Genomic DNA, 19,495 nt, shown 5'->3' with positions numbered 1-19,495 from the left:
CCGCACAGGCCCTCTGGCGGCTAATTAGAAACGATAGGGGAAGAACGCCGACCCTGCAGACCGGAGACCTCGCGCCAATTGGTTTCGTCCATGACGGTGGAGGGAAGCTCCAGCATGGCGTGCGAATCAGTAATAAAGAGCTTGGTAGGCGAGGTTGCCACGGCCACCACGGGGGCGGTGATATTGCCGGTAGGCATGGTCGAGGCCGAGGAACCATCCTGCTCGATGCGCCATACGGGCGACTGGCTCGAGGAAGTACCCACGATGAGCGAGCCATCCGCATTCCAGTCCAGCGATAGTGCCGAACCGGATACTTCGGGGCCAACCTCGCGGGCGTTGACGATGCGCTTATCGCCGCTGCTGGATTGAGCAACGGCCGCGATATACACGTGACCATCAATAATCATGGCCACGCGTGCACCGCTATGGGACAAGCGGATAACGGAGATTTCACCCTCAATATCGTCGATGCTGCGGGCATCCACCTCGGATTCGGAGATGCGGCCCGTCGTCTTGGAGCGCACCACGCGCACGATACGATCGCCATCGACCACGGTCCAGGCGGCTTGCCCGTTGTACTCGAAGGTAGGCCGTGCCAGCGTGGGGCCATCCACCGAATCCTGTAGCTGGCCGTCAAGCTCGCCAATCTGCAGCGAGAAGTCACTATTAGACTTGCGGCGCACGGCCGCAACGAGACCGCTATCGGCAACATCCACGGATTGCACGTCACCGCTGCTGCCCAGCGTGGACTTGACCGGCTCGGCCACACCATCGTCCACCTCGAGCAGGTTGCCCTCATTGAGGGCGTAGAGCTTAGACAAAGAGGTGCTGCTTTCCTCCGGGTTATAGTCCGCGAAGTCATCCACGTTCAGGCTATCCATGCCCTCCACCAAGTCGCCGCCATCGGCCTTGACCTTGAAGGGGCCGGTATGGCCGGCTTCCGTAAGCGTCCACACCAACTGGGCCGCAAAGAGCGTGCGATCATGGGTGTCCAAATCAGCGAGGCCCTCGAATTGGTAGCCCTGTTCGCGGTCATAGCCGGCGAAAGTGACATTCTCACCCGCTGCGCGGCGAGTAGCGGGCGCAATGCTGGCTGAAGGTCCCTCCATCAGCAGCGTAATGAGCGTCGACTCCGATTGTTCGCCGCCCTTATATAGCCAGCGGCGGTCTGGAACCAGCACATCGTTGCTTTGCTTAAAAAAGTACAGCGATTGCGGGGTGTAGTGATTGCGCATTTCATTGCGCTCCATTACTACTCCGGCCGGCAAACCATCGACGCGCCACCTATCGTCTTGCATTTTCATGTAGATGACGGCCTCGTAGCCCTCATTTTCCGGCACGTACGCACCGCCGGATTTCAGGCGGCCGATGATGGTGCCGCGCACCGTGAAAGCGCGCTCATTGTCCCTCGAGCTTTGCTTACTTGCGGGAGCGGTAACGATATCCAGGCTATCGACCACCATCACGTCACCGCTGGCGTCCCAGGCTTCGCGAGCGTTATCGGTCAAAAAGCCGCGCGCGACCTCATGGTCGTTTCCCGGCACGGCGGAAGCCTGGTAGAAATCGCGCAGCGTCAAGTCTGGGTCATCGCCGGGTTGCGGTGCAATGACTTCTTCAGGGCCATCCTCTTGCTGTTGGTAGGTACCGACTACTTGCGGGCCGGTGTTATTCGGCAGCGTGGAACAACCGCTGACGAACAGCACGGCCGCTGCGGTGCCGACAACCGCGGTCTTGCGATAGTTCGCTCTCAACACGCTTATTTCCTCCTACCCTCAAAGTCCGGGGCCTTATAGGCGCGCCTGTCTGGGGCGGCCGCGCCGCGGTTCAGTTCGCGTTCCGAAGGCCAGAGGATGCCATCGCCCTCTACCTCGCCATCGGTGCCTTTTTCGCTCTTGTCGACGTGCGGCGAGCTCATGCCCGATGAAATGGCCGGCGTTGCAGCGGCGGGCCCTGCATCCGGCTCGGCGGCGCCAGTGTCCTCTGCTTCTGTAGCTTCAGCTTCGGGTTCTGCCAGCTCGCTACCGTCCGCAGTGCTGGAGACGGGTGCGCCGGGAATCTCCACAGCGATGGGGGCCTCGCCCACCTCGGTATTCGGGGTCCGCGGAATGATGAGGCGGAAGCGGGACCCAAAGCCCTCATAGCCGGTGGCATCTAGCGTGCCGCCGTGCAGGACGGCATCCTCGCGGGCGATAGCCAGGCCCAAACCGGTGCCGCCGGAATGGCGTTTGCGGGAGGAATCCGCACGCCAGAAGCGGTTGAATACCAGCTCTTCCTGGCCAGGCTTTAAGCCCACGCCATGGTCCGTAACGGTAACGCCCACCGCAATGTCCGTGGCTGCGACGTCTACCGCCACTGGATTGCCTTCCGAGTGGTCGATGGCATTGGCCAGAAGGTTGCGCAAGATGCGCTCGAGGCGGCGGGAATCTGCCTCGACTCCGATGCGCTCCTCCGGCAGGTTGAGCTGGACCTCCACGTCGAGCTCGCGGGCCAAATGCTCCACCTGCCCGTAAGCCGCCTCCACACAGGAGCGCAGATCAATGGCAGCCGTGGAGAGATCCGCCACACCAGCATCGTGGCGAGAAATCTCCAGCAAGTCCGCGAGCAATTCCTCGAAGCGGTCGAGTTCGCTCGACATCAGGCGGGAAGCGCGCTGGGCGCCGTGCGGCAGGCTATCGCTTTCGGCCTCAATCATGTCCGCGGCCATGCGCACGGTGGTCAATGGGGTGCGCAGCTCATGGGAGACGTCGGAAGTAAACTGCCGCTGCAAATCACCGTACTCCTCCAGCTGCGCAATTTGGGAGGAAAGCTTATCGGCCATGTTATTGAAGGACGCGGCCAAGCGACCCATCTCATCATCGCTATCGACGGCCATGCGCTCCTTCAAATGACCCGCCGCCAAGCGCTGTGCAATCCGCGAGGCCGAGCGAATTGGCGTAATAACCTGCTGGGTGGCTAGCCAAGCAATGCCCACCAGCAACACCACGACCACTACACCGGCTGCCGAGAGCAGACCGCGCATCAGCGCCATGGTGGATTCTTCCGATTCCATGGACAGCGCCAAGTAGACCTGCGTATGGGGAATATCGGTATCGGTAGGCGTGCCTACCAGCAAGGCGTTGTAGTGATCACCATTTTCGCGCGGCGCTGGGAAATACTGCTGCGCAATCTGGCCTTGATCCACCATTTCCCGCAGCTGATCCGGCACGGGGAAATCCTCGGGCGAAGTGGTAACAGAGCCATCCTGATTTTCCACCACGATGACTGGCTCATAGACCGTCTGGGCGTCGCCCTGTTGGGCGGAGAGCTGGCCCAACGCAGCACGCGCAGAGTTGATGCGCACCTGGACGGAGTTAGCAGAACTGGTGGCATCGATCTGCTGCTCCACGGCCGTGCGGGCGCGCTCCAGCTCCTGCTGAGCCACGTCCTCCTTCTGGCTGACCAGGCGCTGGGTAAGCACGGACACTAGCGCGTAGGCCAAGATGATCATGACCACCGAGGAGGCGACCAAAATCATGCCAATGACGCGCGCCTGCAATGAGGTGCGCCACGTTGTAATGAAGGCGTCTCGAATGCGCCTTAGACGCTCAATGATGCCGATGGTCCTTACTCTCCGGCGCCGGCCTTGCCGGTCTTATATCCCACGCCGCGCACGGTCAGCACGATCTGCGGGTCTTCCGGATCGTGCTCGATCTTGGCGCGCAGGCGCTGGACGTGCACGTTAACCAGGCGGGTATCAGAAGCATTGCGATAGCCCCACACGGATTCCAGCAGCGATTCACGCGTATGCACTTGGCCGGGGCGGCGCGCCATTTCCAGCAGCAGGTCAAACTCCAGCGGGGTCAGGTTCAGCTCGGTGCCATCGGTGCGGCGCACGGTATGCTCCGGCACGTCGATGACAAGATCCGCAACCTCCAGGATTTCAGCTTCCGCAGAATCGGTGCGGCGCAGGCGCGCACGGATGCGGGCGATGAGCTCCTTGGGCTTGAATGGCTTGGTGATGTAATCATCCGCGCCGGATTCAAGGCCGAGCACCACATCAACCGTATCGGTCTTGGCGGTCAGCATAACGATGGGCACGGAGGATTCGCGGCGGATGGCACGGCAAATATCTACGCCATTCATGCCCGGAAGCATGAGGTCCAGCAGGATGAGGTCCGGCTCGTGCTGCTCAAAGGCAGGAACAGCGTCATTGCCGTCCATGACCGGAATGGGCTTGAGTCCTTCGGACTCGAGCACAATGGTCAGCATCTCTGAGATAGCCGGATCGTCATCGACAACCAAAATCTTGGGCGCCACGTTCTATTCTCCTACAAGGTCTTTTATCGCTGAAATAATAGTATCCGCATCGGCGGTAGCGATCCAGCGTCCACCCCAGCCCGCATCTGCCAAGCGCCGGTAGGCTGCGGCGGTGCGTTCTTGCAACCCACCATCGCGTTCGTAGCGGTCGCGTTCCCGGCTGGCGTCTGCTTGGGCTCGTGCCTGCGCTCTTTCCGACGCCACCTCTACCGCCGTATCCAAATACACCTGCAGGTCCGCCTGCGGCAGGCCGAGGGTGCCAAATTCCAGATCGTGCACCCACTCCATCACCGCATCGTCTTCGAGCCGCGCCGCCGAATACGCGGCATTGGAAGCCACGTAACGATCCAGTAGCACCACAGTGTCGGATTCCTTGGCGCGCTGCAGCTGGTCCTTTACGCCATAGCGATCCAACGCGAATAGCGTCGCCATGGCATAAGCCGAATCCGTGAGGTCCCCCATCTTTCCGTAGAGCGCCTTTTGCGCGAGTTGTGCGTGAATCGAGTCCGCATAGCGCGGAAAGGCAATAACCTCTACGGGCCGGTCCAACGACTCCTTAAGTGCGGAGACCAACGTATTTTTACCGGCACCGTCGATGCCTTCAATGCTGATCAGCATAGGTGTGGGCTATCTTCCCTTCTGTTATTTCTCCCGCAGGGCCACTGCCGCGCGGCCGTTGCCGCAAGCAGTGGGTGCGACTTAGGACAGGGCCTCAATGAATGGCTCGAGGTCATATTCTTCCTCGACGTTTTCAAGCACCTCGAGGGCATTTTCCGTCAGGGTCTCGCTGCCAGAGCCCACCAGTTCCCTAATATAGGGGTAGTCTTCGACTACTTCGCCCGCGCTAAAGGGCGCACCAGCCCAAATGGCAGCAATGGTGGCCGCCGCTTGAGCATTCTGTTCCTCTTCTTCGCTGAGTTTTGGCTTGCTGTGCGCGACCTCGCAGGCATCCTCGACGGCGCGAATTACCCCTTCTTCATCGAGGTTTGCCATCTCGTCCAAGAAATCGACGTTGAGGTCCGTGCTGAAAATATTTTCGTCCCAAGTACTCACTTTTTGACTCCTTCGGTGCTTTCAGCGCCATTTATACACGCTTTCTTAGTGAAAGAAAGCAGACGATGAAAAGGTTTGCATGGCCTTCTACACCCGCGAACTGCCTTTTTGTTTACTTATCACAGAATTGCGACGCCGTCGCAATGTTTCCCAAACATGATAGTCTCGTTACCAACTTGTTACCGGGGCGCTGTATCGCCCTCCTCTTTGGGCTGAAACCGCCCACCTCATAGAAAGGACAGCCACGATGAAGCCAGATTCGCGCCGCGTCTACGTGTTCATTGTGGCCGGACTGATCGCCGCGGCCGTCGTCGGAGTCGCCGTCTGGCGCATGAGCTCGCCGAGCGCTAACTATTCCAACGCCGCGGATCAGTCCGCGACCACCTCCGTCTCCCCGACCCACACCGCGGCCGAGGAGACCACCACTTCTTCCACGGACCGTTCCCCTTCAAAGCAGCACTCCACGCACGCTACGAGTTCCACCGCCTCGTCTGGCGATTCCAAGCATCAGCAGCCGCACAACAACGATCCGTTTCTCGCCCCTAATGCGGTAGTGCGCCCACAGGCAGCAACCCAGCCCACCAAGGTCTACCGTCCAGAAAACATCTCCCCGCAGGGCACCACCTCGCAGGGCAATACCACCACCCAGGGTGGTCAGGGCACCGGCCAGGGCAATCAGCGTCTGACGCCTGATTACCCGAGCAACCAGAACGGCTCGCAGACTACTGGTGCCCCGCAGAACAACCAGGGCGGCACCACCCCGCCGGCCACCACTGGCCCGTCCACTCCGCAGCCCTCACCTGAGGCGCCTGCCTCGCAAGATAACTCGGGCAAGGATTCCGACGCCCCGGCCCATGAACCAGCCGGCACGGAGCAACACACGGTCGAAAAGGCAGAGGAAGAAAAGCTCACCGGCCATGCCGCTGCGAAGCGACCTTCCGCCGATCAGAACCAGGAGCCAACCGACCTGGTGCCAACCAAGCAGGCACCGGCCACGGCCAAGCAGGCTCCGAGCGAAGCGGCGCCTTCGCGCTAATTCGGAGTCGGTTCTCGACGTAGACGAACAAAACAAGCACGTTTCCTCGATTCTGAAGTCAGAATTCCGGGAAACGTGCTTGTTTTGTATGCGCTGGAATGCGGTCATTACGACGCAGCCACAATATGCGCCAAGAATTGAGCAGAGCAGGCCGCAACGCGGCTGTAATGAAGACTGAAAAGCACGCTTCGCTTGAAACCGGAGGGCGGCGGCGAAGCGTGCTGGTGTGGGCTAAACGCGGACTAGGCGCGGGCGACGAAGAGGTCCGCGGTGTCGGATTCCGCAGTAGCAGTAACGAGGCCCTCGGCAGCTGGCAGCCAGACGGCTTGGCCTGGGGTCGCGGTGAGGGTCTTGCCCGCAGCATCGGTAAAGGTTACGGAACCTGCGGTGCACAGGACGATGGTCGGGCCATCGTAATCAAGATCCACAGAAGACGAACCGGTGAGCTCCACGCGGTCCAGCAGGAATTCCTCGATGGGTACCGGGTAGGACCAGGCGGCGGCATCGTGGACATTGTCCTGGGCGGACTTATCTTGTTGTTGCACACGCGGCTCGTCGGCAGCGGCGTAAGTCAAGACCTTGACCAGCTCTGGAACGTCAACGAACTTTGGCGTCAGGCCACCGCGCAACACGTTATCGGAGTTCGCCATGATCTCCACGCCGAGGCCGGAGACATAGGCATGGAGCTGGCCTGCGTCTAGGTAGACGGCCTCGCCGGGCGAGAGCTCGATGTGGTTGAGCAGCAATGCGCCCAGCACGCCAATATCGCCTGGGTAGCGCTGATTGAGATCCAGCACCGTAGACATGACACGGGACTTCCAATCGGCCGAGTCCGCGGCGATCAGGCGCTCGCCGGCGGCAACAATGGCGGAAATGAGCTCCTTGCGCTTGGCAGACGGAATGGTAATCCACGTGGTGAAAAGGACGCGCAGGTTGGCGGACTCGGTGGTTGCCGAGGGGTCGTCGTCCAGCATGGCAACGTAGTGGTCCAGCTCAGGGCACTCGAGGGCGGCAAAAAGCTCGCGGGTGCGCGCCAAGGGGCGGAAGCCGGCCATGGCATAGAAATCCGTGAGCGCGACAATGAGCTCGGGCTTGTGATTATCGTCCTTGTAATTTCGATTAGACGCGGTGAGTTCGATGCCGGCGGCGTTTTCGCGGGCAAAGCCCTCTTCCGCCTGCGCCTTTGACGGGTGCGCCTGCAAGGACAGCGGCTCCTCGGCCGCAAGCACCTTGAGCAGGAAGGGCAGGCGCTCGCCGTACTCGGCAGAAACGCGGCCGCCTAGCTGCCCTGCCGGATCCTCTGCAATGACCTCATTGAGCAGGCGGCCATCCACCGTGGAAGGGTCGCCGGGGTGAGCGCCGAACCACAGCTCTGCGACGGGCTTATCGGCATCGGGCTGGCCCTGCAGGTGCGGGATAAGGGTACGCGAGCCCCAGGAATAGTTGCGGGTGGCGCTGTGCAACAGCTGCATGTGTTTCTATCCTTTAGAAATCTCGTAGGCGGTCGCGGCAAAACTCCGCGTAATAAGCTGCAGTGAGCGGGCAAGATGCCCCAGGCCCGGTTCCGGGTCAATGCTGCGGACTGCAAGCGAGTTGGGCAGGTTCGCCTCTTCCTGCCCCCAGAAAACCACCTTCAAGGGTACCAAAGCGCCCTCGGCACCATCGCCATCAATGAAGGGGTCATAGAAGAGATCATTAGCCGGGGAACTATCAGAATCCCGGTCGAGCGCGCGACGCAATTCGGCTGGGTCCACATAAGCGCTCGGCAGGCCGTGTACGGCCCAGATGGTCGTAGCCATGCGGGCCACGAGGGCGTCGAGCTGCACGTGCTCGCGACGATCGGAATAGGAGTAGGGGTCGAGCACGCAGGAATGGATGATGCGGGCGCCGTCGATAAACTCGCGCAGTTGGCGGCCCGGATTAGTAGTGGCATCGCGCTCGGGAGAAAGCTGCGCAAGCTCGCGGTCCACGGCCGCCGCAAGGTCCTCGAGGGTCTCCTTCACCACGGTCGGGCCCTGATAGAGCAGGCAGCACAGCGCATGCAGGGCGGCAATGCTGCGCGCGGGCGAGCTCCCCTCGGTCGTCGGCAAGCAAGGGGTGACGAGCGTATCCTCCGGGCAGTCCTCCACCAGCGGGCCCTTGGCCGGCCCGATGAGCACGGTGGTGGCACCGCGCTGGCTGGCAGTAATGAGGGCGCGCGACGCCCAATCGCACTCGCCGGGCTCGCCGACAACCACCACCAGGTCCAGCGCCCCCACGTAGCGCGGGAGTGATTCAGTGACCACAATCGGGATCCGCAGCGGCTCGGCTAGGCCAACGCCTAGGTGGGCGGCCTGGCGGGCAATCGCGTCGGTGGGAATAATTACAAGCGAGCGGGGATTGAGCCCACTGAGCGCCTCGCCCCAGCGCTCCACTTCTCCGGCCACCAGGCGGATTTGGGCGCCTTCGTGCGCCACATCAAAAAAGCGCACGGTTTCGGCGTCATAATTACCGGTATCCATGTGGCCCAAGCATAGTCGGGCGCCCACTAAGATGAAGTCCTATGACTTCCGCACAGATTCATCCCGTAACCCTGATTGGCGGCGGCCCCGGCGCGTGGGACCTCATTACCGTGCGCGGCATGCGCGCCCTGCAGGATGCAGAGGTTATTCTTGCCGATCACCTGGGACCTACGGCGCAGCTCGATAAGCTGTGTGATATTTCTTCCAAAGAGCTTATTGACGTCTCTAAGCTCCCCTATAAGAAGTCAATCTCGCAGGAAAAGATCAACGAGCTGCTCATCGAACACGCCCGTGCCGGCCGCAAGGTGGCCCGTCTTAAGGGGGGCGATCCTTTCGTCTTTGGGCGCGGCTTTGAAGAGGTGCAAGCGCTGGCGGATGCGTCTATTCCTGCTACGGTCATTCCGGGCGTGACCTCAGCTATTTCCGTTCCCGCGGCCGTCGGCATCCCGGTAACTCAGCGCGGCATTGTCCACGGATTCACGGTGGTCTCCGGCCACCTTCCGCCCGGCCATGAGAGGTCCTTGGTGGACTGGGCAGCGCTCGCCCGCTCTGGCGCCACGCTCGCGGTCATCATGGGCGTGAAAAATGCCCCGGCGATTGCCAATGCGCTTATCGACGCCTCCCTCTCCCCCTCCACTCCTTGCGCCATCATCCAAGAGGGCACGCTTTCTACCGAGCGCGCCTATCGTTGCACCTTGGGTACCTTGGCGCAGACGATGACCGAGCACGAGATCTCCGCGCCAGCGGTCTACGTCATCGGCGAGGTGGCCGGGCTGTAGCACCCTCGAGGCCTTCCGGGTCCGCGAGGCCAACTTGTGGCCGCGCTCTACCCCACCGCAGTTGGGGTTTGGTCCGTATCGTGGCCAAAGGTCGCGGCGGAAGTGCTACGCGCGGTCAGCAGCGGGGCTTTCGGGCGCCTTATCCTGCACGATGGTCACGCCGGACTTGCGCGAACCGTGGACGCGGTGGGCGGCAGCGACGCGCTCCGGATAATCCGGGGCATGGAAATCAGCATGGGCGGCTTCCTCAGCGTTTTCGGCTTCCAATTCCGCCGCACGCGCACGCCTGGTGCGCAACGCGCCACGAATGGTGGCCGCTACACCAGCCGCGACCACGATCGCGATGGCAACGGGGGTAACTGCTGCAGGCACTGCCCAGCCAAAGTACGTCTCGGCACCGCCGATGACTTTGCCGATATTCAGGCCCACGATGGCCGTGCCCACCAGTCCGCCGAGCAGGACGGGGTTGATGCGGGAGATAAGCCACGCAGCGATGGGCGCGGTGATAGCGCCACCGATAAGCAAGGCAAGGACTGCGGCCAAGTTGGCGACAATATCGTGCCAGAGCCCCACGATAAAGCCTGCGGTAGCGCCGAAGGTCACTAGGAACTCAGCGGCGTTGACCGTGCCGACGATGCGGCGCGGCTGCTCCCGGCCGATAGCCATGAGCGTGGAGGTCGACACCGGGCCCCAGCCGCCGCCACCGGTGGAATCGACGAATCCGCCCACAAGGCCAAGGCCGGCCAGAAACGGCGTGGAGTGGGTGCGTTTATAGGCGGAGCCACGGCGGCGCGGTTGGGAAAAGCGCCAAATGAGGTTGGCGCCGATGCCCACCAAGATGAGTGCGGTCACCGGCGCGGCCGCCGCGGTGGAGATATTCGACAGCAACGTGGCGCCCAAAAAGGCGGCGATCCCACCCGGCACACCGAGACGGACCACGGTTTTCCAATCCACGTTGCCGAAGCGCGCGTGGCTCAATCCGGAGATAGCAGTGGTGCCAAGCTCGGCGGTATGCACGACGGCAGAGGCCTGCGCGGGGCCGAGGCCCGCCAGCAACAGCATCGTGGTAGACGTGACGCCAAAGCCCATGCCGATACCACCGTCCACGAGGTTGGCGGCCGCACCGGCGAGCGCAATGAGGATGAGGGTTAGCATGGCGCGAACACCTCCTGTGCGGTGCGGCGGGCGTGGTGAAAGCGATCTGCCACGAGGCCCGCGAGATCAGTGCCAAGGGGACGGTCCACGGTCGCGGGAACGCCCGCCAACCGGTCTAGGAGCAGGCCCTCGGTCACGAAGAGCGGAATAACGCGTACGCGAGAGGGGTCTTGATGCTCGCGACACAAGGACACGATCCCTTCGCGACCACCGCGGGTGGCAAATTCCACCGTCGTGGGCACGCCGGTGAGCGCGAAGGTGCGGTGGGCGAGTTTTCGGATGGCGTCGTTAGCCGCGGTATCGGAGGAACCGACGGAGTAGATGACCACCTGGGCATCGCCAGGCCGGGTACGGGAGGCGAGCACGCGGGCGAGGTCCTCACCCGTACCAAGGCCAGCGGCGAGGTGGAGGGAAAGGTGGGAGGTTGTGGAGGCGTCGGCAAGCGCGCGCGGGACGTCCACGCGCTGGTGGTAGCCCTGGGTAAAAAGCAGCGGAACCACAATGGCCTCGGTCTCCCCTAGCTGGGCGAGCTCGAGCGCGGCCGTGGTGAGGTCGGGCTCGTTGAATTCCAGGTGCGCCGCGCGGGCTGGTCGCAGGCCGGTGGCCTGGGTCAAACGCTCAATGCCGGCCGCGGCGCCCGGATGCCGCGAACCGTGGGACAGGGTAATAAGTGTGGGCATGGGGGCATCCTTAAGCCTGCGGTGCCGTGGAGTGTCCGCGGCGGGCAAGCGAGCGCTTCAATGCCTCATTGGAGGACACGGCCGGTGCAGGGGCTACCGGGGCATCGTCTTGGCCGTGAAAACGCACGGAGAATATCCGCAGGCACTCCTGGCACTTCCAGGCAAAGTCATCTTCCTCATCTGGGAAGAGGTCAGTGCCGGCGCAATACGGGCAGAAGCTGGGATGGTTGCGGTTGGGGTTGGGCTGGCGGCGAAAATTCACTGCAAGTCCTCCTCCTTGGCACGCAAGACCCAGTGGCGGAATTGCTCGCCGTCCTCGCGCTGCTCTTTGTATTTATTGACCAAGCGAATGACGTATTCGGGCACCTCATCGGCGACGACCTTGTGGCCGCGCAGCTTACGGCCCCAGTCCGGGGACAGGCCAAGGGCGCCGCCCAGGTGGACCTGGAAGCCCTCAACGCGGTTGCCCTCGGAATCGGTAACAATCTGGCCCTTCAGGCCGATGTCCGATACCTGCGACCGCGCACAGGCGTTGGGGCAGCCGTTGAGCGCGATGGAAATCGGCACGTCCAGATCGCCCAAGGTGTCTTCCAGGATGTCTACCAACTCGATGGCGCGGGCCTTCGTGGTCACGTGCGCGAGCTTGCAAAATTCCAGACCGGTGCAGGAGATGACGCCGCGGCGGAATTCGGACGGCTGGGAGTACAGGCCGGTCTCATCAAGCGCGCGGGAGAGCGCCGGAATGTCTTCTTCCTCCACATCAAGGAAGAGCAATTCCTTCATCGGGGTGGTGCGAATGCGGCTGATGCCGAACTTTTCGGCCACGTCCGCGATGGCGATGAGCTGCTCGCCGGTGGCGTGTCCCACGGTAGGCTTTACGCCAACGTAGAACTTGCCGTCTTTCTGGCGGTGCACGCCCAAGTGATCGCGGGAGCCAGGCTCAACCTCCAGTGGGATGCCATCCAGCAGCGGCTTGTCTAGGTATTCTTCCTCCAGCACCTGGCGGAACTTTTCGATGCCCCACTTGGCTACCAAGAACTTCAGGCGGGCACGATTGCGATTGCGGCGGAAGCCGTAGTCACGGAAGATGCCGACCACACCGGCCCAGACCTCCGGCACGCGCTCTAGGGGAACCCAGGCGCCGAGGGACTGCGAGAGCATCGGGTTGGTGGATAGGCCGCCGCCAACGAAGCAATCGAATCCCGGGCCGTACTCGGGGTGATTCACGCCCACGAAGGCAACGTCTTGAATCTCATGCGTGACGTCCTGACGGGAGTTGCCGGAGATAGCGGTCTTGAATTTGCGCGGCAGGTTATGGAATTCCTCGCGCGGCAGGTAGTTATTCTTAATCTCTTCGATGGCTGGGGTGGCATCGATAATCTCGTCCTCGGCCACGCCGGCAACTGGAGAGCCTAAAATGACGCGCGGCACATCGCCGCAGCCCATGAGCGTGCTCAGCCCCACAGACTCGAGCTTGTCCCAAATGGTGGGCACATCCTCGATCTGAATCCAGTGCAACTGGATATTCTGGCGGTCCGTAAAGTCCGCCGTGGAGCGGGCATAATCGCGCGAGATCTCACCGACGGCGCGCAGCTTGGCAGGATCGGCGCGGCCACCGTCGAAGCGCACGCGCATCATGAAGTACTCGTCCTGCAGCTCGGCGTTGGACAGCTTGGAGGTCATTTCGCCGCCCAAGTTCTGGTTGCGCTGAGTATAAAGGCCCAGCCACTTGAAGCGAGGGGCTAGGTCATCAGCCGGGATAGAAGAAAATCCCTGCTTGGAATAGATATCGATGACGCGCTGCTTAGCAGAAAGCCCGCCGTCTTCCTGCTTAATTACCTCATCGTTATTGAGGGGCTCGGTGCCGTCAATCTTCCATTGGCCTTCGGGCTTTTTGGCGCGGGGCGTGCGCTTGGTATTAGTCGCGGTGGTCATGGTGTAGATCTCAACCTGCCTTTCCAAAGTATTGAAAGACAACCTACCCGTCTAAAATGAGCAGACAAAGCGGTCTTTTTTAATTTCAAGTAAAGAATCGCCGTGAACTGCATGAACGGCAGTATGTTTTTAGAATCTAATTCAACTCCTTGCCGCAACCTAGACTAAACGGTTCAATTGCCAGAAAGATAAGCCACAAAAATGAACCTAGCGGTCTAGACCCCGCGCTTGAGAGAAAGGCATTCACACAGCATGAATCAGCCCTTGAAGGTAGCCGTCATCGGCGCAGGCCCAGCCGGCATTTACGCCTCCGATATCCTGGTGAAAAAGACCGGCGGCGAGGTACAGATTGACCTCATCGAGCAGATGCCCGCACCCTTCGGCCTTATCCGCTATGGCGTGGCGCCGGACCATCCGCGCATTAAGGGCATCATCAAATCCTTACACCGGGTGCTCGACACCGAGCAGATTCGCCTGTTGACCAACGTGCACATCGGCCGCGATATCACCGTCGACGAGCTACAGCAGCACTACGATGCCGTGGTCTTTGCCACCGGCGCCGTGGGCGATCGCCACCGCGATATCCCTGGCGCGGACTTGGACGGCGTGCATGGCGCCGGTGAGTTCGTGGGCTTTTACGATGGCAACCCGCGCTTCGAACGCGACTGGGATTTGTCCGCCAAGGAGGTGGCGGTCATTGGCGTGGGCAATGTGGGTCTGGACGTCTCCCGCATCTTGGCCAAAACCGGCGATGAGCTCAAGGTCACCGAGATCCCCGATAATGTCTACGAGTCCCTGGCTAAGAACCAGGCTGAGACCGTGCGCGTCTTCGGCCGCCGCGGCCCGGCACAGGCCAAGTTCACCCCACAGGAGCTCAAGGAGCTGGACCATTCCGAGTCCATCAACGTTGTGGTCTCCCCCGAGGACATCGATTATGACGAAGCCTCGCTGGCCGCGCGCCAGGAGAGCAAGTCCACCGATTTGGTGTGCCAGGTGCTCGAGCAGTATGCCATCCGCGATCCCAAGGAGGCGCCACACACCCTGCAGATCCACCTCTTCGAGCAGCCGGTAGAGATTTTGGGCGAGGACGGCAAGGTCAGCGGCATCAAGACCGAGCGCACCGTGCTCAACGGCGATGGCAGCGTGCACGGCACCGGCAAATTCACCGAATGGCCCGTGCAGGCGGTCTACTTCGCCACCGGTTACCGCTCGGATGCGGTCGATGGCGTGCCCTTTAACCAAGACAAGAACGTCATCAATAACGATGGCGGCCATGTCATCGATGCGACCGGCGCGGTAGTGCCGGGCCTCTACACCACCGGGTGGATTAAGCGCGGCCCAGTGGGGCTCATTGGCAATACCAAGTCCGATGCCACGGAGACGATTGGCATGCTGCTTGCCGACGCCGCTTCTGGCACCCTCCCCTCCCCCTCCAGCACCGCGGATATCACCGAAGTCTTTACCGAGCGCGGTATCGATTACCTGACGTGGCAGGATTGGCAGCGCTTGGACGCGGCAGAGCGCGCCCTAGGCGAGCGCGAGGGCCGCGAGCGTAAGAAGTTTGTGGAGTGGGAGGACATGGTCTCCCACTCGCGCGCCGAAGTTTAGCGGCGAATGATGGCAAGGACCTCGTCGACGATGGACTGCACCTCGTCGGCGGTCTTTGCCTCTACGTTGAGGCGCAGCAGCGGCTCCGTATTAGACGCGCGCACGTTGAACCATGCCTCGGTTCCCTTGAGCTCTACGGTCACGCCATCGAGCTCATCGACGGACTCAATCTTATCCGCCAGCTCATCCAGCACCGCTTGGGTAGCGGCCTTCTGGTCCTCCACGGTGGAGTTGATCTCACCGGAGGCCTCGTAGCGGGAGTATTCCGCCATGAGCTCGCTCAGCGGCTTATCGGACTGGCCCAGAGCGGCCAACACGTGCATTGCAGCAAGCATGCCGGAATCGGCGTTCCAGAACTCCTGGAAGTAGTAGTGCGCGGAGTGCTCGCCACCGAAGGCGGCCTTGTGCTCGGCCATCTGCGCCTTGATGAAGGAGTGGCCCACGCGGGTGCGCACCGGGGTGCCGCCCTTTTCCTTAATGAGCTCCGGCACGGTCTTGGAGGTAATCAGGTTGTGGATGATGGTAGCGCCGGGGAACTTCTCCAGGTAGCGCTCAGCGACCAGTGCACAGATGGCAGACGGGGAGACCGGCTGGCCCTTTTCATCCACCACGAAGCAGCGGTCCGCATCACCGTCGAAGGCCAAGCCAATATCGGCCTTCTGATCCACGGTGAACTTCTGCAGATCTACGAGGTTCTTTGGATCCAAGGGGTTAGCCTCGTGGTTCGGGAAGGTGCCATCGAGCTCGAAGTACAAATCGCGGACGTCGAAAGGCAAGCCATCGAAGACGGCCGGCACGGTGTGGCCCCCCATGCCGTTGGCAGCGTCAACGGCTACAACGAGCGGCTTGGAATCCTCCAGCGGCACCAGCTTGCGCAGGAAGTCGGCGTAGCCGGCAAGAATCTCCTGTTCGGCAATTGCGCCCTCGGTGCCGGTGAACTCCGGGGTGCCGTCGATAAGCATCTGCTTAATCTGTTCCAAGCCGGTCTCCTGGCCCACCGGTACCGCGCCGGCGCGGCAGAGCTTAATGCCGTTGTACTTGGCTGGGTTATGAGAGGCGGTAAACATAGCGCCCGCACACTCCAGGGAGCCGGCGGCGTAGTAGAGCTCGTCGGTAGAGGTTAGCCCCAGCAGGGTCACGTTGAGGCCCTGCGAGGTCACACCCTCAGCAAAAGCGCGCGCCAGAGACGGCGAGGACGGGCGCATATCGTGGCCGACTGCTACGGTATTTTCGCCTTCTTCCCGCAGGATGGCGGCAAACGCGGCGCCCGTATCGCGCACGAAGTTCTCATCGATATCTTCGCCCACCACGCCACGGACGTCATAGGCCTTAATTACTGCATCAAGATGCTCACGAGTTCGCATAACCTGCAATAGTACTCCCGCCCGCTGGGAAACTACCGCACCACGGGGTTCGTGTCAGTCCTGTTCCGGTTCCGCGGGCGTCGATTCATCGGGCACGACGGAAAGGTGTGCGCGGCGCGCCTTTTTGGCATAAGCCACGCGGCGGGTGCGAAAGACCGGGTGATTCGAATTGGCAGGGTCTGCCCCATCAAAGGTCGCGGAGTAGTCGATGGGGTCGGCACCGGAGCCGGCGCTGCGGTCATCGACCAAGCCGGTAGTCACGCGGCCATCTTCCTTGACGGCCTCTGCCAAAGCCATCAGGTCATCTTCCTCATCCAGCTCAATGCGATCCACACGCACCAGTTCCCAGCCCACTGGGGCGGAGATGCGGTCGCGGTGGGTGGCGCATAGGTCCCAACTGTGTGGGTTCTCCTCTTCCGCCAGCGGTCCAACGACGGCCGTCTGGTCCGCGTAAGCGTAGGTCAATGTCGCCACGGCGGGGCGGCCGCAGCCTGGGCGGGAGCAATGGCGAGAAATAGTCACAGCGCATAAGTCTAAACCCTTGGTTGAGATTTAGATAGTCTTCGCCCCGGCGTGGCTCCGCTAAATCCGGCCCGCCAGCACCTTAGAATCAGGGTCATGACCGCCGCTCGCCCGCATATCCGCCCCGCCCGCGACCGCCACGGCCACGGCATGCGCGGACCTCTCCTCCCCCAGCAGACCCCGCGCTACCGCAGCGCGCGCGAGCACTTCGACATGGCCGTATTGGAGGCCTATGCCCCCATCCAAAACGCCTTCGCGCCACAATTGCGTGGCCTCGACTTGGCCGTAGACACCATCCCGCGCATGCGGCTTTCTCCCGATATGACCGTACTACCGGATGAGATTATCGCCGATGGCCCAGTTCCCCTCGGCCGCGTGGTTCCCGCCGGTGTAGATTCCGAGGGCCAGCCCACCCGCGCGCGCCTGGTCATCTTCCGCATGCCTATTGAGCAACGTGCCTCTACCCCGTCCGAGCGTTCCGAACTCCTGGGCACCGTTATTACCGCGCTGGTGGCCAACTACCTCAACTTGGACCCCGAAGAAGTGGACCCGCGCTATAGCTGGTAGCCCCAGTAGGTTTCGCGGCAGCAGAAAAGCCCCTGGCCGCACATTGCGTGCTAGCCAGGGGCCTCACTGGACACCTTAATTATCCAATCTCGCGCTTGAGGCGGCGGCGCTCGCGGTCCGATAGCCCGCCCCAAATACCGAAGCGCTCATCGTGCTCCAGCGCGTACTCCAAGCATTCATCGCGTACCGCGCAGGCCTGGCAGATGCGCTTGGCCTCACGGGTAGAGCCTCCCTTTTCAGGGAAGAATGCTTCAGGGTCGGTCTGTGCGCACAGCGCCTGGTCCTGCCACTCCTGCTCGACGGCACCGAAGAGTTCATCGAGCGACATCTCTGCAGCAGCACCGCCACGGAGAATGGCGTTGTTATTAGCCATTTTGTCCACGCCTTTTCCTTTCTCCGAGGTTGGGTAATTCTCATCAGTGCGACCGACTGTACACCACATTCCCCTTGGGCAACCCCGCCGGGATGGTGTGGAAGTAACGGCGCCGGCCGCTGTTTCTTTCACTGATGTAATTTCACACCGGATCACTAAATATCGTCAACCCGAATTGGCGGCTTCTTCGCGCTTTCCGGCAAAAACGCAGCACACGATCCCCATCCGTCACATCTGTAACAACTGATCCCCTATGGGGGTGTAGGTAGGGGGTACTACATGTAGTGGTACCCCGTTTTTCTGTCAACAATTTTCAGGAAATTCCGGCGTGTCGCGCGCACAACGCCGCAAAGAAGGGATCCACCCCCTCCGCGCCCGCACTGATTCCGCACCATGTCGGCCGTTGCGGACAGGCGGGCTCGGTGGCCCATAAAAAGAGAGGCCGAACCGAGGCTCCATTGTCCTCAGTTCGACCTATGTCAGCTGGACCTAGTGCAGTGCCCAGACCACGGCGAAAGCGTTAAGCATCGGAGCTAAAACGCACGCCGGCATCGGGGATGGAAACGCCGGGGAAGACACGCATGCCGTCGAGAAGCTCGCAGCGTGCGCCGACGTGGGCACCTTCACCAATGACACAGTTCTCAATGACCGCGTTGGCGCCAATGTGGGCGCCGGAGGCAATGATCGAGTTGTGGATGATGGCGCCGGGCTCAATGCGCACGCCGTCGAAGACAACGGTGCCCTCCAGGCGGGAGCCCGCGCCCACCTCGGAGCCACGGCCCACGGCGGTACCGGATAGCAACAGCACGCCACCGGCGATTCCGGCGGAAGGATCTACCAGGGATTCACCAGTCTTGCCCTCAATCAGCGGGGAAGGCGCGATGCCGCGTACTAGGTCGGAGGAACCACGGGTGAAGTCATCCGGGCGGCCCATATCGCGCCAGTAGGAGTTGTCTACGTGGCCTACAACCAGCCGGCCTTCAGCCAAGAGCCCTGGGAAGGTTTCGCGTTCCACGGAAACAACGCGGTTGGCCGGGATGGACTCGATGACGGAGCGCTTGAATACATAGCAACCGGCGTTGATCTGGTTGGTTGGCGGATCCTCGGTCTTTTCTAGGAACGCAGTAACTCGGCCGTTGGAGTCGGTCGGCACGCAACCAAACGCACGCGGGTCAGCCACGTTGAGCAGGTGCATGGTGACATCGGCGTCTTTGTCATGGTGCGTGGTGAGGATGCCTTCCAGATCCATGCCGGAGAGCACGTCACCATTGAAGACCATGACCGTGTCATTGCGCAGCTTGTCGTAGACGTTGCGGATGCCGCCGCCGGTGCCGAGCGCGGTCTCTTCCACCACGTACTCGATTTCTAGGCCCAGCTCGGAGCCATCACCGAAGTACTCCTCAAAGACCTCGGCCTTATAGGAAGTAGACATGACGACGTGCTCGATGCCGGCGGCCTTGATGCGGGCGAGCAGGTGCTGCAGGAACGGGTAGTTTGCCGTCGGCAGCATCGGCTTCGGCGTACCGATGGTTAGTGGGCGCAGGCGGGTGCCGCGGCCGCCGACGAGAATCACTGCATCCGTGCTGGCACCGTGGGTGGTGGCTGCTTCAGTCATAGTCTTCCTTA

Annotated in this window: 19 protein-coding genes; 4 read left to right on the top strand and 15 right to left on the bottom strand. The window is 61.7% G+C overall.

What is annotated here, in order from left to right:
* Nucleotides 1-20: 20 nt before the first annotated feature.
* The 5 genes from lpqB to QP915_RS02905 all read right to left on the bottom strand — a co-directional run bounded on the left by lpqB (nt 21) and on the right by QP915_RS02905 (nt 5,349).
* Nucleotides 21-1,754 (bottom strand): MtrAB system accessory lipoprotein LpqB, encoded by a 1,734-nt coding sequence (gene lpqB, locus QP915_RS02925; RefSeq protein ID WP_284767933.1) that lies wholly within the window; start codon nt 1,752-1,754, stop codon nt 21-23.
* 2 nt (nt 1,755-1,756) lie between these two features.
* A complete protein-coding gene (gene mtrB / locus QP915_RS02920) occupies nt 1,757-3,535 on the bottom strand; it encodes an MtrAB system histidine kinase MtrB (RefSeq protein ID WP_350309420.1) in 1,779 nt (592 codons plus the stop codon).
* Nucleotides 3,536-3,603: 68 nt separating this feature from the next.
* Nucleotides 3,604-4,296, bottom strand: coding sequence for an MtrAB system response regulator MtrA (mtrA, locus tag QP915_RS02915; RefSeq protein ID WP_284767931.1), 693 nt, complete (start codon nt 4,294-4,296; stop codon nt 3,604-3,606).
* A 3-nt stretch (nt 4,297-4,299) separates the two neighbouring features.
* Nucleotides 4,300-4,914, bottom strand: coding sequence for a dTMP kinase (locus QP915_RS02910; protein WP_239193477.1), 615 nt, complete (start codon nt 4,912-4,914; stop codon nt 4,300-4,302).
* Between the two features lie 81 nt (nt 4,915-4,995).
* Nucleotides 4,996-5,349 carry a DUF4259 domain-containing protein gene (locus QP915_RS02905; RefSeq protein WP_179387511.1) on the bottom strand — a complete coding sequence of 118 codons (354 nt, stop codon included), beginning with the start codon at nt 5,347-5,349 and terminating at the stop codon, nt 4,996-4,998.
* Nucleotides 5,350-5,596: 247 nt separating this feature from the next.
* Between QP915_RS02905 and QP915_RS02900 the strand changes: the two genes are divergently transcribed.
* Nucleotides 5,597-6,385, top strand: a complete 789-nt coding sequence (locus QP915_RS02900) for a hypothetical protein (RefSeq protein WP_284767930.1) — start codon at nt 5,597-5,599, stop codon at nt 6,383-6,385.
* A gap of 242 nt (nt 6,386-6,627) precedes the next feature.
* Here the strand turns inward: QP915_RS02900 and manA are convergent, their stop codons facing one another.
* A complete protein-coding gene (manA, locus tag QP915_RS02895; RefSeq protein ID WP_284767929.1) occupies nt 6,628-7,857 on the bottom strand; it encodes a mannose-6-phosphate isomerase, class I in 1,230 nt (409 codons plus the stop codon).
* A gap of 6 nt (nt 7,858-7,863) precedes the next feature.
* Nucleotides 7,864-8,886 (bottom strand): MurR/RpiR family transcriptional regulator, encoded by a 1,023-nt coding sequence (locus QP915_RS02890; protein WP_284767928.1) that lies wholly within the window; start codon nt 8,884-8,886, stop codon nt 7,864-7,866.
* Nucleotides 8,887-8,927: 41 nt separating this feature from the next.
* On the opposite strand from QP915_RS02890, the gene cobA reads away from it, so the two are divergent.
* Entirely contained in the window at nt 8,928-9,665 is a 738-nt protein-coding gene (gene cobA / locus QP915_RS02885) for a uroporphyrinogen-III C-methyltransferase (protein ID WP_284767927.1), read from the top strand.
* 105 nt (nt 9,666-9,770) lie between these two features.
* Here the strand turns inward: cobA and QP915_RS02880 are convergent, their stop codons facing one another.
* Genes QP915_RS02880 through QP915_RS02865 form a run of 4 tightly spaced genes read right to left on the bottom strand, consistent with a single transcriptional unit; the run spans nt 9,771 to nt 13,435 of the window.
* A complete protein-coding gene (locus QP915_RS02880; RefSeq protein WP_284767925.1) occupies nt 9,771-10,820 on the bottom strand; it encodes a sulfite exporter TauE/SafE family protein in 1,050 nt (349 codons plus the stop codon).
* Nucleotides 10,814-11,500, bottom strand: a complete 687-nt coding sequence (locus QP915_RS02875; protein WP_284767923.1) for a sirohydrochlorin chelatase — start codon at nt 11,498-11,500, stop codon at nt 10,814-10,816. The genes QP915_RS02880 and QP915_RS02875 overlap by 7 nt, the downstream gene beginning before the upstream one ends.
* A gap of 10 nt (nt 11,501-11,510) precedes the next feature.
* Nucleotides 11,511-11,762 (bottom strand): hypothetical protein, encoded by a 252-nt coding sequence (locus QP915_RS02870; RefSeq protein WP_005322420.1) that lies wholly within the window; start codon nt 11,760-11,762, stop codon nt 11,511-11,513.
* Nucleotides 11,759-13,435, bottom strand: a complete 1,677-nt coding sequence (locus tag QP915_RS02865; RefSeq protein WP_239278735.1) for a nitrite/sulfite reductase — start codon at nt 13,433-13,435, stop codon at nt 11,759-11,761. The genes QP915_RS02870 and QP915_RS02865 overlap by 4 nt, the downstream gene beginning before the upstream one ends.
* 252 nt (nt 13,436-13,687) lie before the next feature.
* Here QP915_RS02865 and QP915_RS02860 point away from each other — a divergent pair, with 252 nt between their 5' ends.
* Nucleotides 13,688-15,043, top strand: a complete 1,356-nt coding sequence (locus QP915_RS02860) for an FAD-dependent oxidoreductase (RefSeq protein ID WP_284767921.1) — start codon at nt 13,688-13,690, stop codon at nt 15,041-15,043.
* Here QP915_RS02860 and QP915_RS02855 read toward each other — a convergent pair.
* Together QP915_RS02855 and QP915_RS02850 are read right to left on the bottom strand one after the other, a co-directional pair.
* Complete coding sequence (locus QP915_RS02855) at nt 15,040-16,407, bottom strand: phosphomannomutase/phosphoglucomutase (protein WP_284767920.1); 1,368 nt, start codon at nt 16,405-16,407, stop codon at nt 15,040-15,042. The genes QP915_RS02860 and QP915_RS02855 overlap by 4 nt on opposite strands.
* A gap of 54 nt (nt 16,408-16,461) precedes the next feature.
* On the bottom strand, nt 16,462-16,929 hold the full coding sequence (locus tag QP915_RS02850) for a DUF3499 domain-containing protein (RefSeq protein ID WP_284766745.1): 468 nt from the start codon (nt 16,927-16,929) through the stop codon (nt 16,462-16,464).
* Nucleotides 16,930-17,025: 96 nt separating this feature from the next.
* Here QP915_RS02850 and QP915_RS02845 point away from each other — a divergent pair, with 96 nt between their 5' ends.
* Nucleotides 17,026-17,496: a metallopeptidase family protein gene (locus QP915_RS02845; RefSeq protein WP_005322429.1), complete on the top strand. Its 471-nt coding sequence runs from the start codon at nt 17,026-17,028 to the stop codon at nt 17,494-17,496.
* Nucleotides 17,497-17,575: 79 nt separating this feature from the next.
* On the opposite strand, the gene QP915_RS02840 is transcribed toward QP915_RS02845, so the two are convergent.
* Both QP915_RS02840 and manB read right to left on the bottom strand, forming a co-directional pair.
* Nucleotides 17,576-17,824 (bottom strand): WhiB family transcriptional regulator, encoded by a 249-nt coding sequence (locus QP915_RS02840; RefSeq protein WP_005528147.1) that lies wholly within the window; start codon nt 17,822-17,824, stop codon nt 17,576-17,578.
* A gap of 565 nt (nt 17,825-18,389) precedes the next feature.
* Nucleotides 18,390-19,484, bottom strand: coding sequence for a mannose-1-phosphate guanylyltransferase (gene manB, locus QP915_RS02835; RefSeq protein ID WP_239278732.1), 1,095 nt, complete (start codon nt 19,482-19,484; stop codon nt 18,390-18,392).
* Nucleotides 19,485-19,495 lie beyond the last annotated feature (11 nt).

It is taken from the genome of Corynebacterium sp. MSK158 (assembly GCF_030229085.1).
Taxonomy (GTDB): domain Bacteria; phylum Actinomycetota; class Actinomycetes; order Mycobacteriales; family Mycobacteriaceae; genus Corynebacterium.
Note: the sequence above shows the minus strand (reverse complement) of the source record. Positions and strands in the feature narration are given on the sequence as shown.

Excerpts from the sequence above, each read along its gene's own strand:
- QP915_RS02910 (WP_239193477.1), bottom strand. The coding sequence starts at position 4,914 with ATGCTGATCAGCATTGAAGGCATCGACGGTGCCGGTAAAAATACGTTG.
- QP915_RS02900 (WP_284767930.1), top strand. The coding sequence starts at position 5,597 with ATGAAGCCAGATTCGCGCCGCGTCTACGTGTTCATTGTGGCCGGACTG.
- manA (WP_284767929.1), bottom strand. The coding sequence starts at position 7,857 with ATGCAGCTGTTGCACAGCGCCACCCGCAACTATTCCTGGGGCTCGCGT.
- QP915_RS02890 (WP_284767928.1), bottom strand. The coding sequence starts at position 8,886 with ATGGATACCGGTAATTATGACGCCGAAACCGTGCGCTTTTTTGATGTG.
- cobA (WP_284767927.1), top strand. The coding sequence starts at position 8,928 with ATGACTTCCGCACAGATTCATCCCGTAACCCTGATTGGCGGCGGCCCC.
- QP915_RS02880 (WP_284767925.1), bottom strand. The coding sequence starts at position 10,820 with ATGCTAACCCTCATCCTCATTGCGCTCGCCGGTGCGGCCGCCAACCTC.
- QP915_RS02875 (WP_284767923.1), bottom strand. The coding sequence starts at position 11,500 with ATGCCCACACTTATTACCCTGTCCCACGGTTCGCGGCATCCGGGCGCC.
- QP915_RS02865 (WP_239278735.1), bottom strand. The coding sequence starts at position 13,435 with ATGACCACCGCGACTAATACCAAGCGCACGCCCCGCGCCAAAAAGCCC.
- QP915_RS02860 (WP_284767921.1), top strand. The coding sequence starts at position 13,688 with ATGAATCAGCCCTTGAAGGTAGCCGTCATCGGCGCAGGCCCAGCCGGC.
- QP915_RS02855 (WP_284767920.1), bottom strand. The coding sequence starts at position 16,407 with ATGCGAACTCGTGAGCATCTTGATGCAGTAATTAAGGCCTATGACGTC.
- QP915_RS02845 (WP_005322429.1), top strand. The coding sequence starts at position 17,026 with ATGACCGCCGCTCGCCCGCATATCCGCCCCGCCCGCGACCGCCACGGC.
- QP915_RS02840 (WP_005528147.1), bottom strand. The coding sequence starts at position 17,824 with ATGTCGCTCGATGAACTCTTCGGTGCCGTCGAGCAGGAGTGGCAGGAC.
- manB (WP_239278732.1), bottom strand. The coding sequence starts at position 19,484 with ATGACTGAAGCAGCCACCACCCACGGTGCCAGCACGGATGCAGTGATT.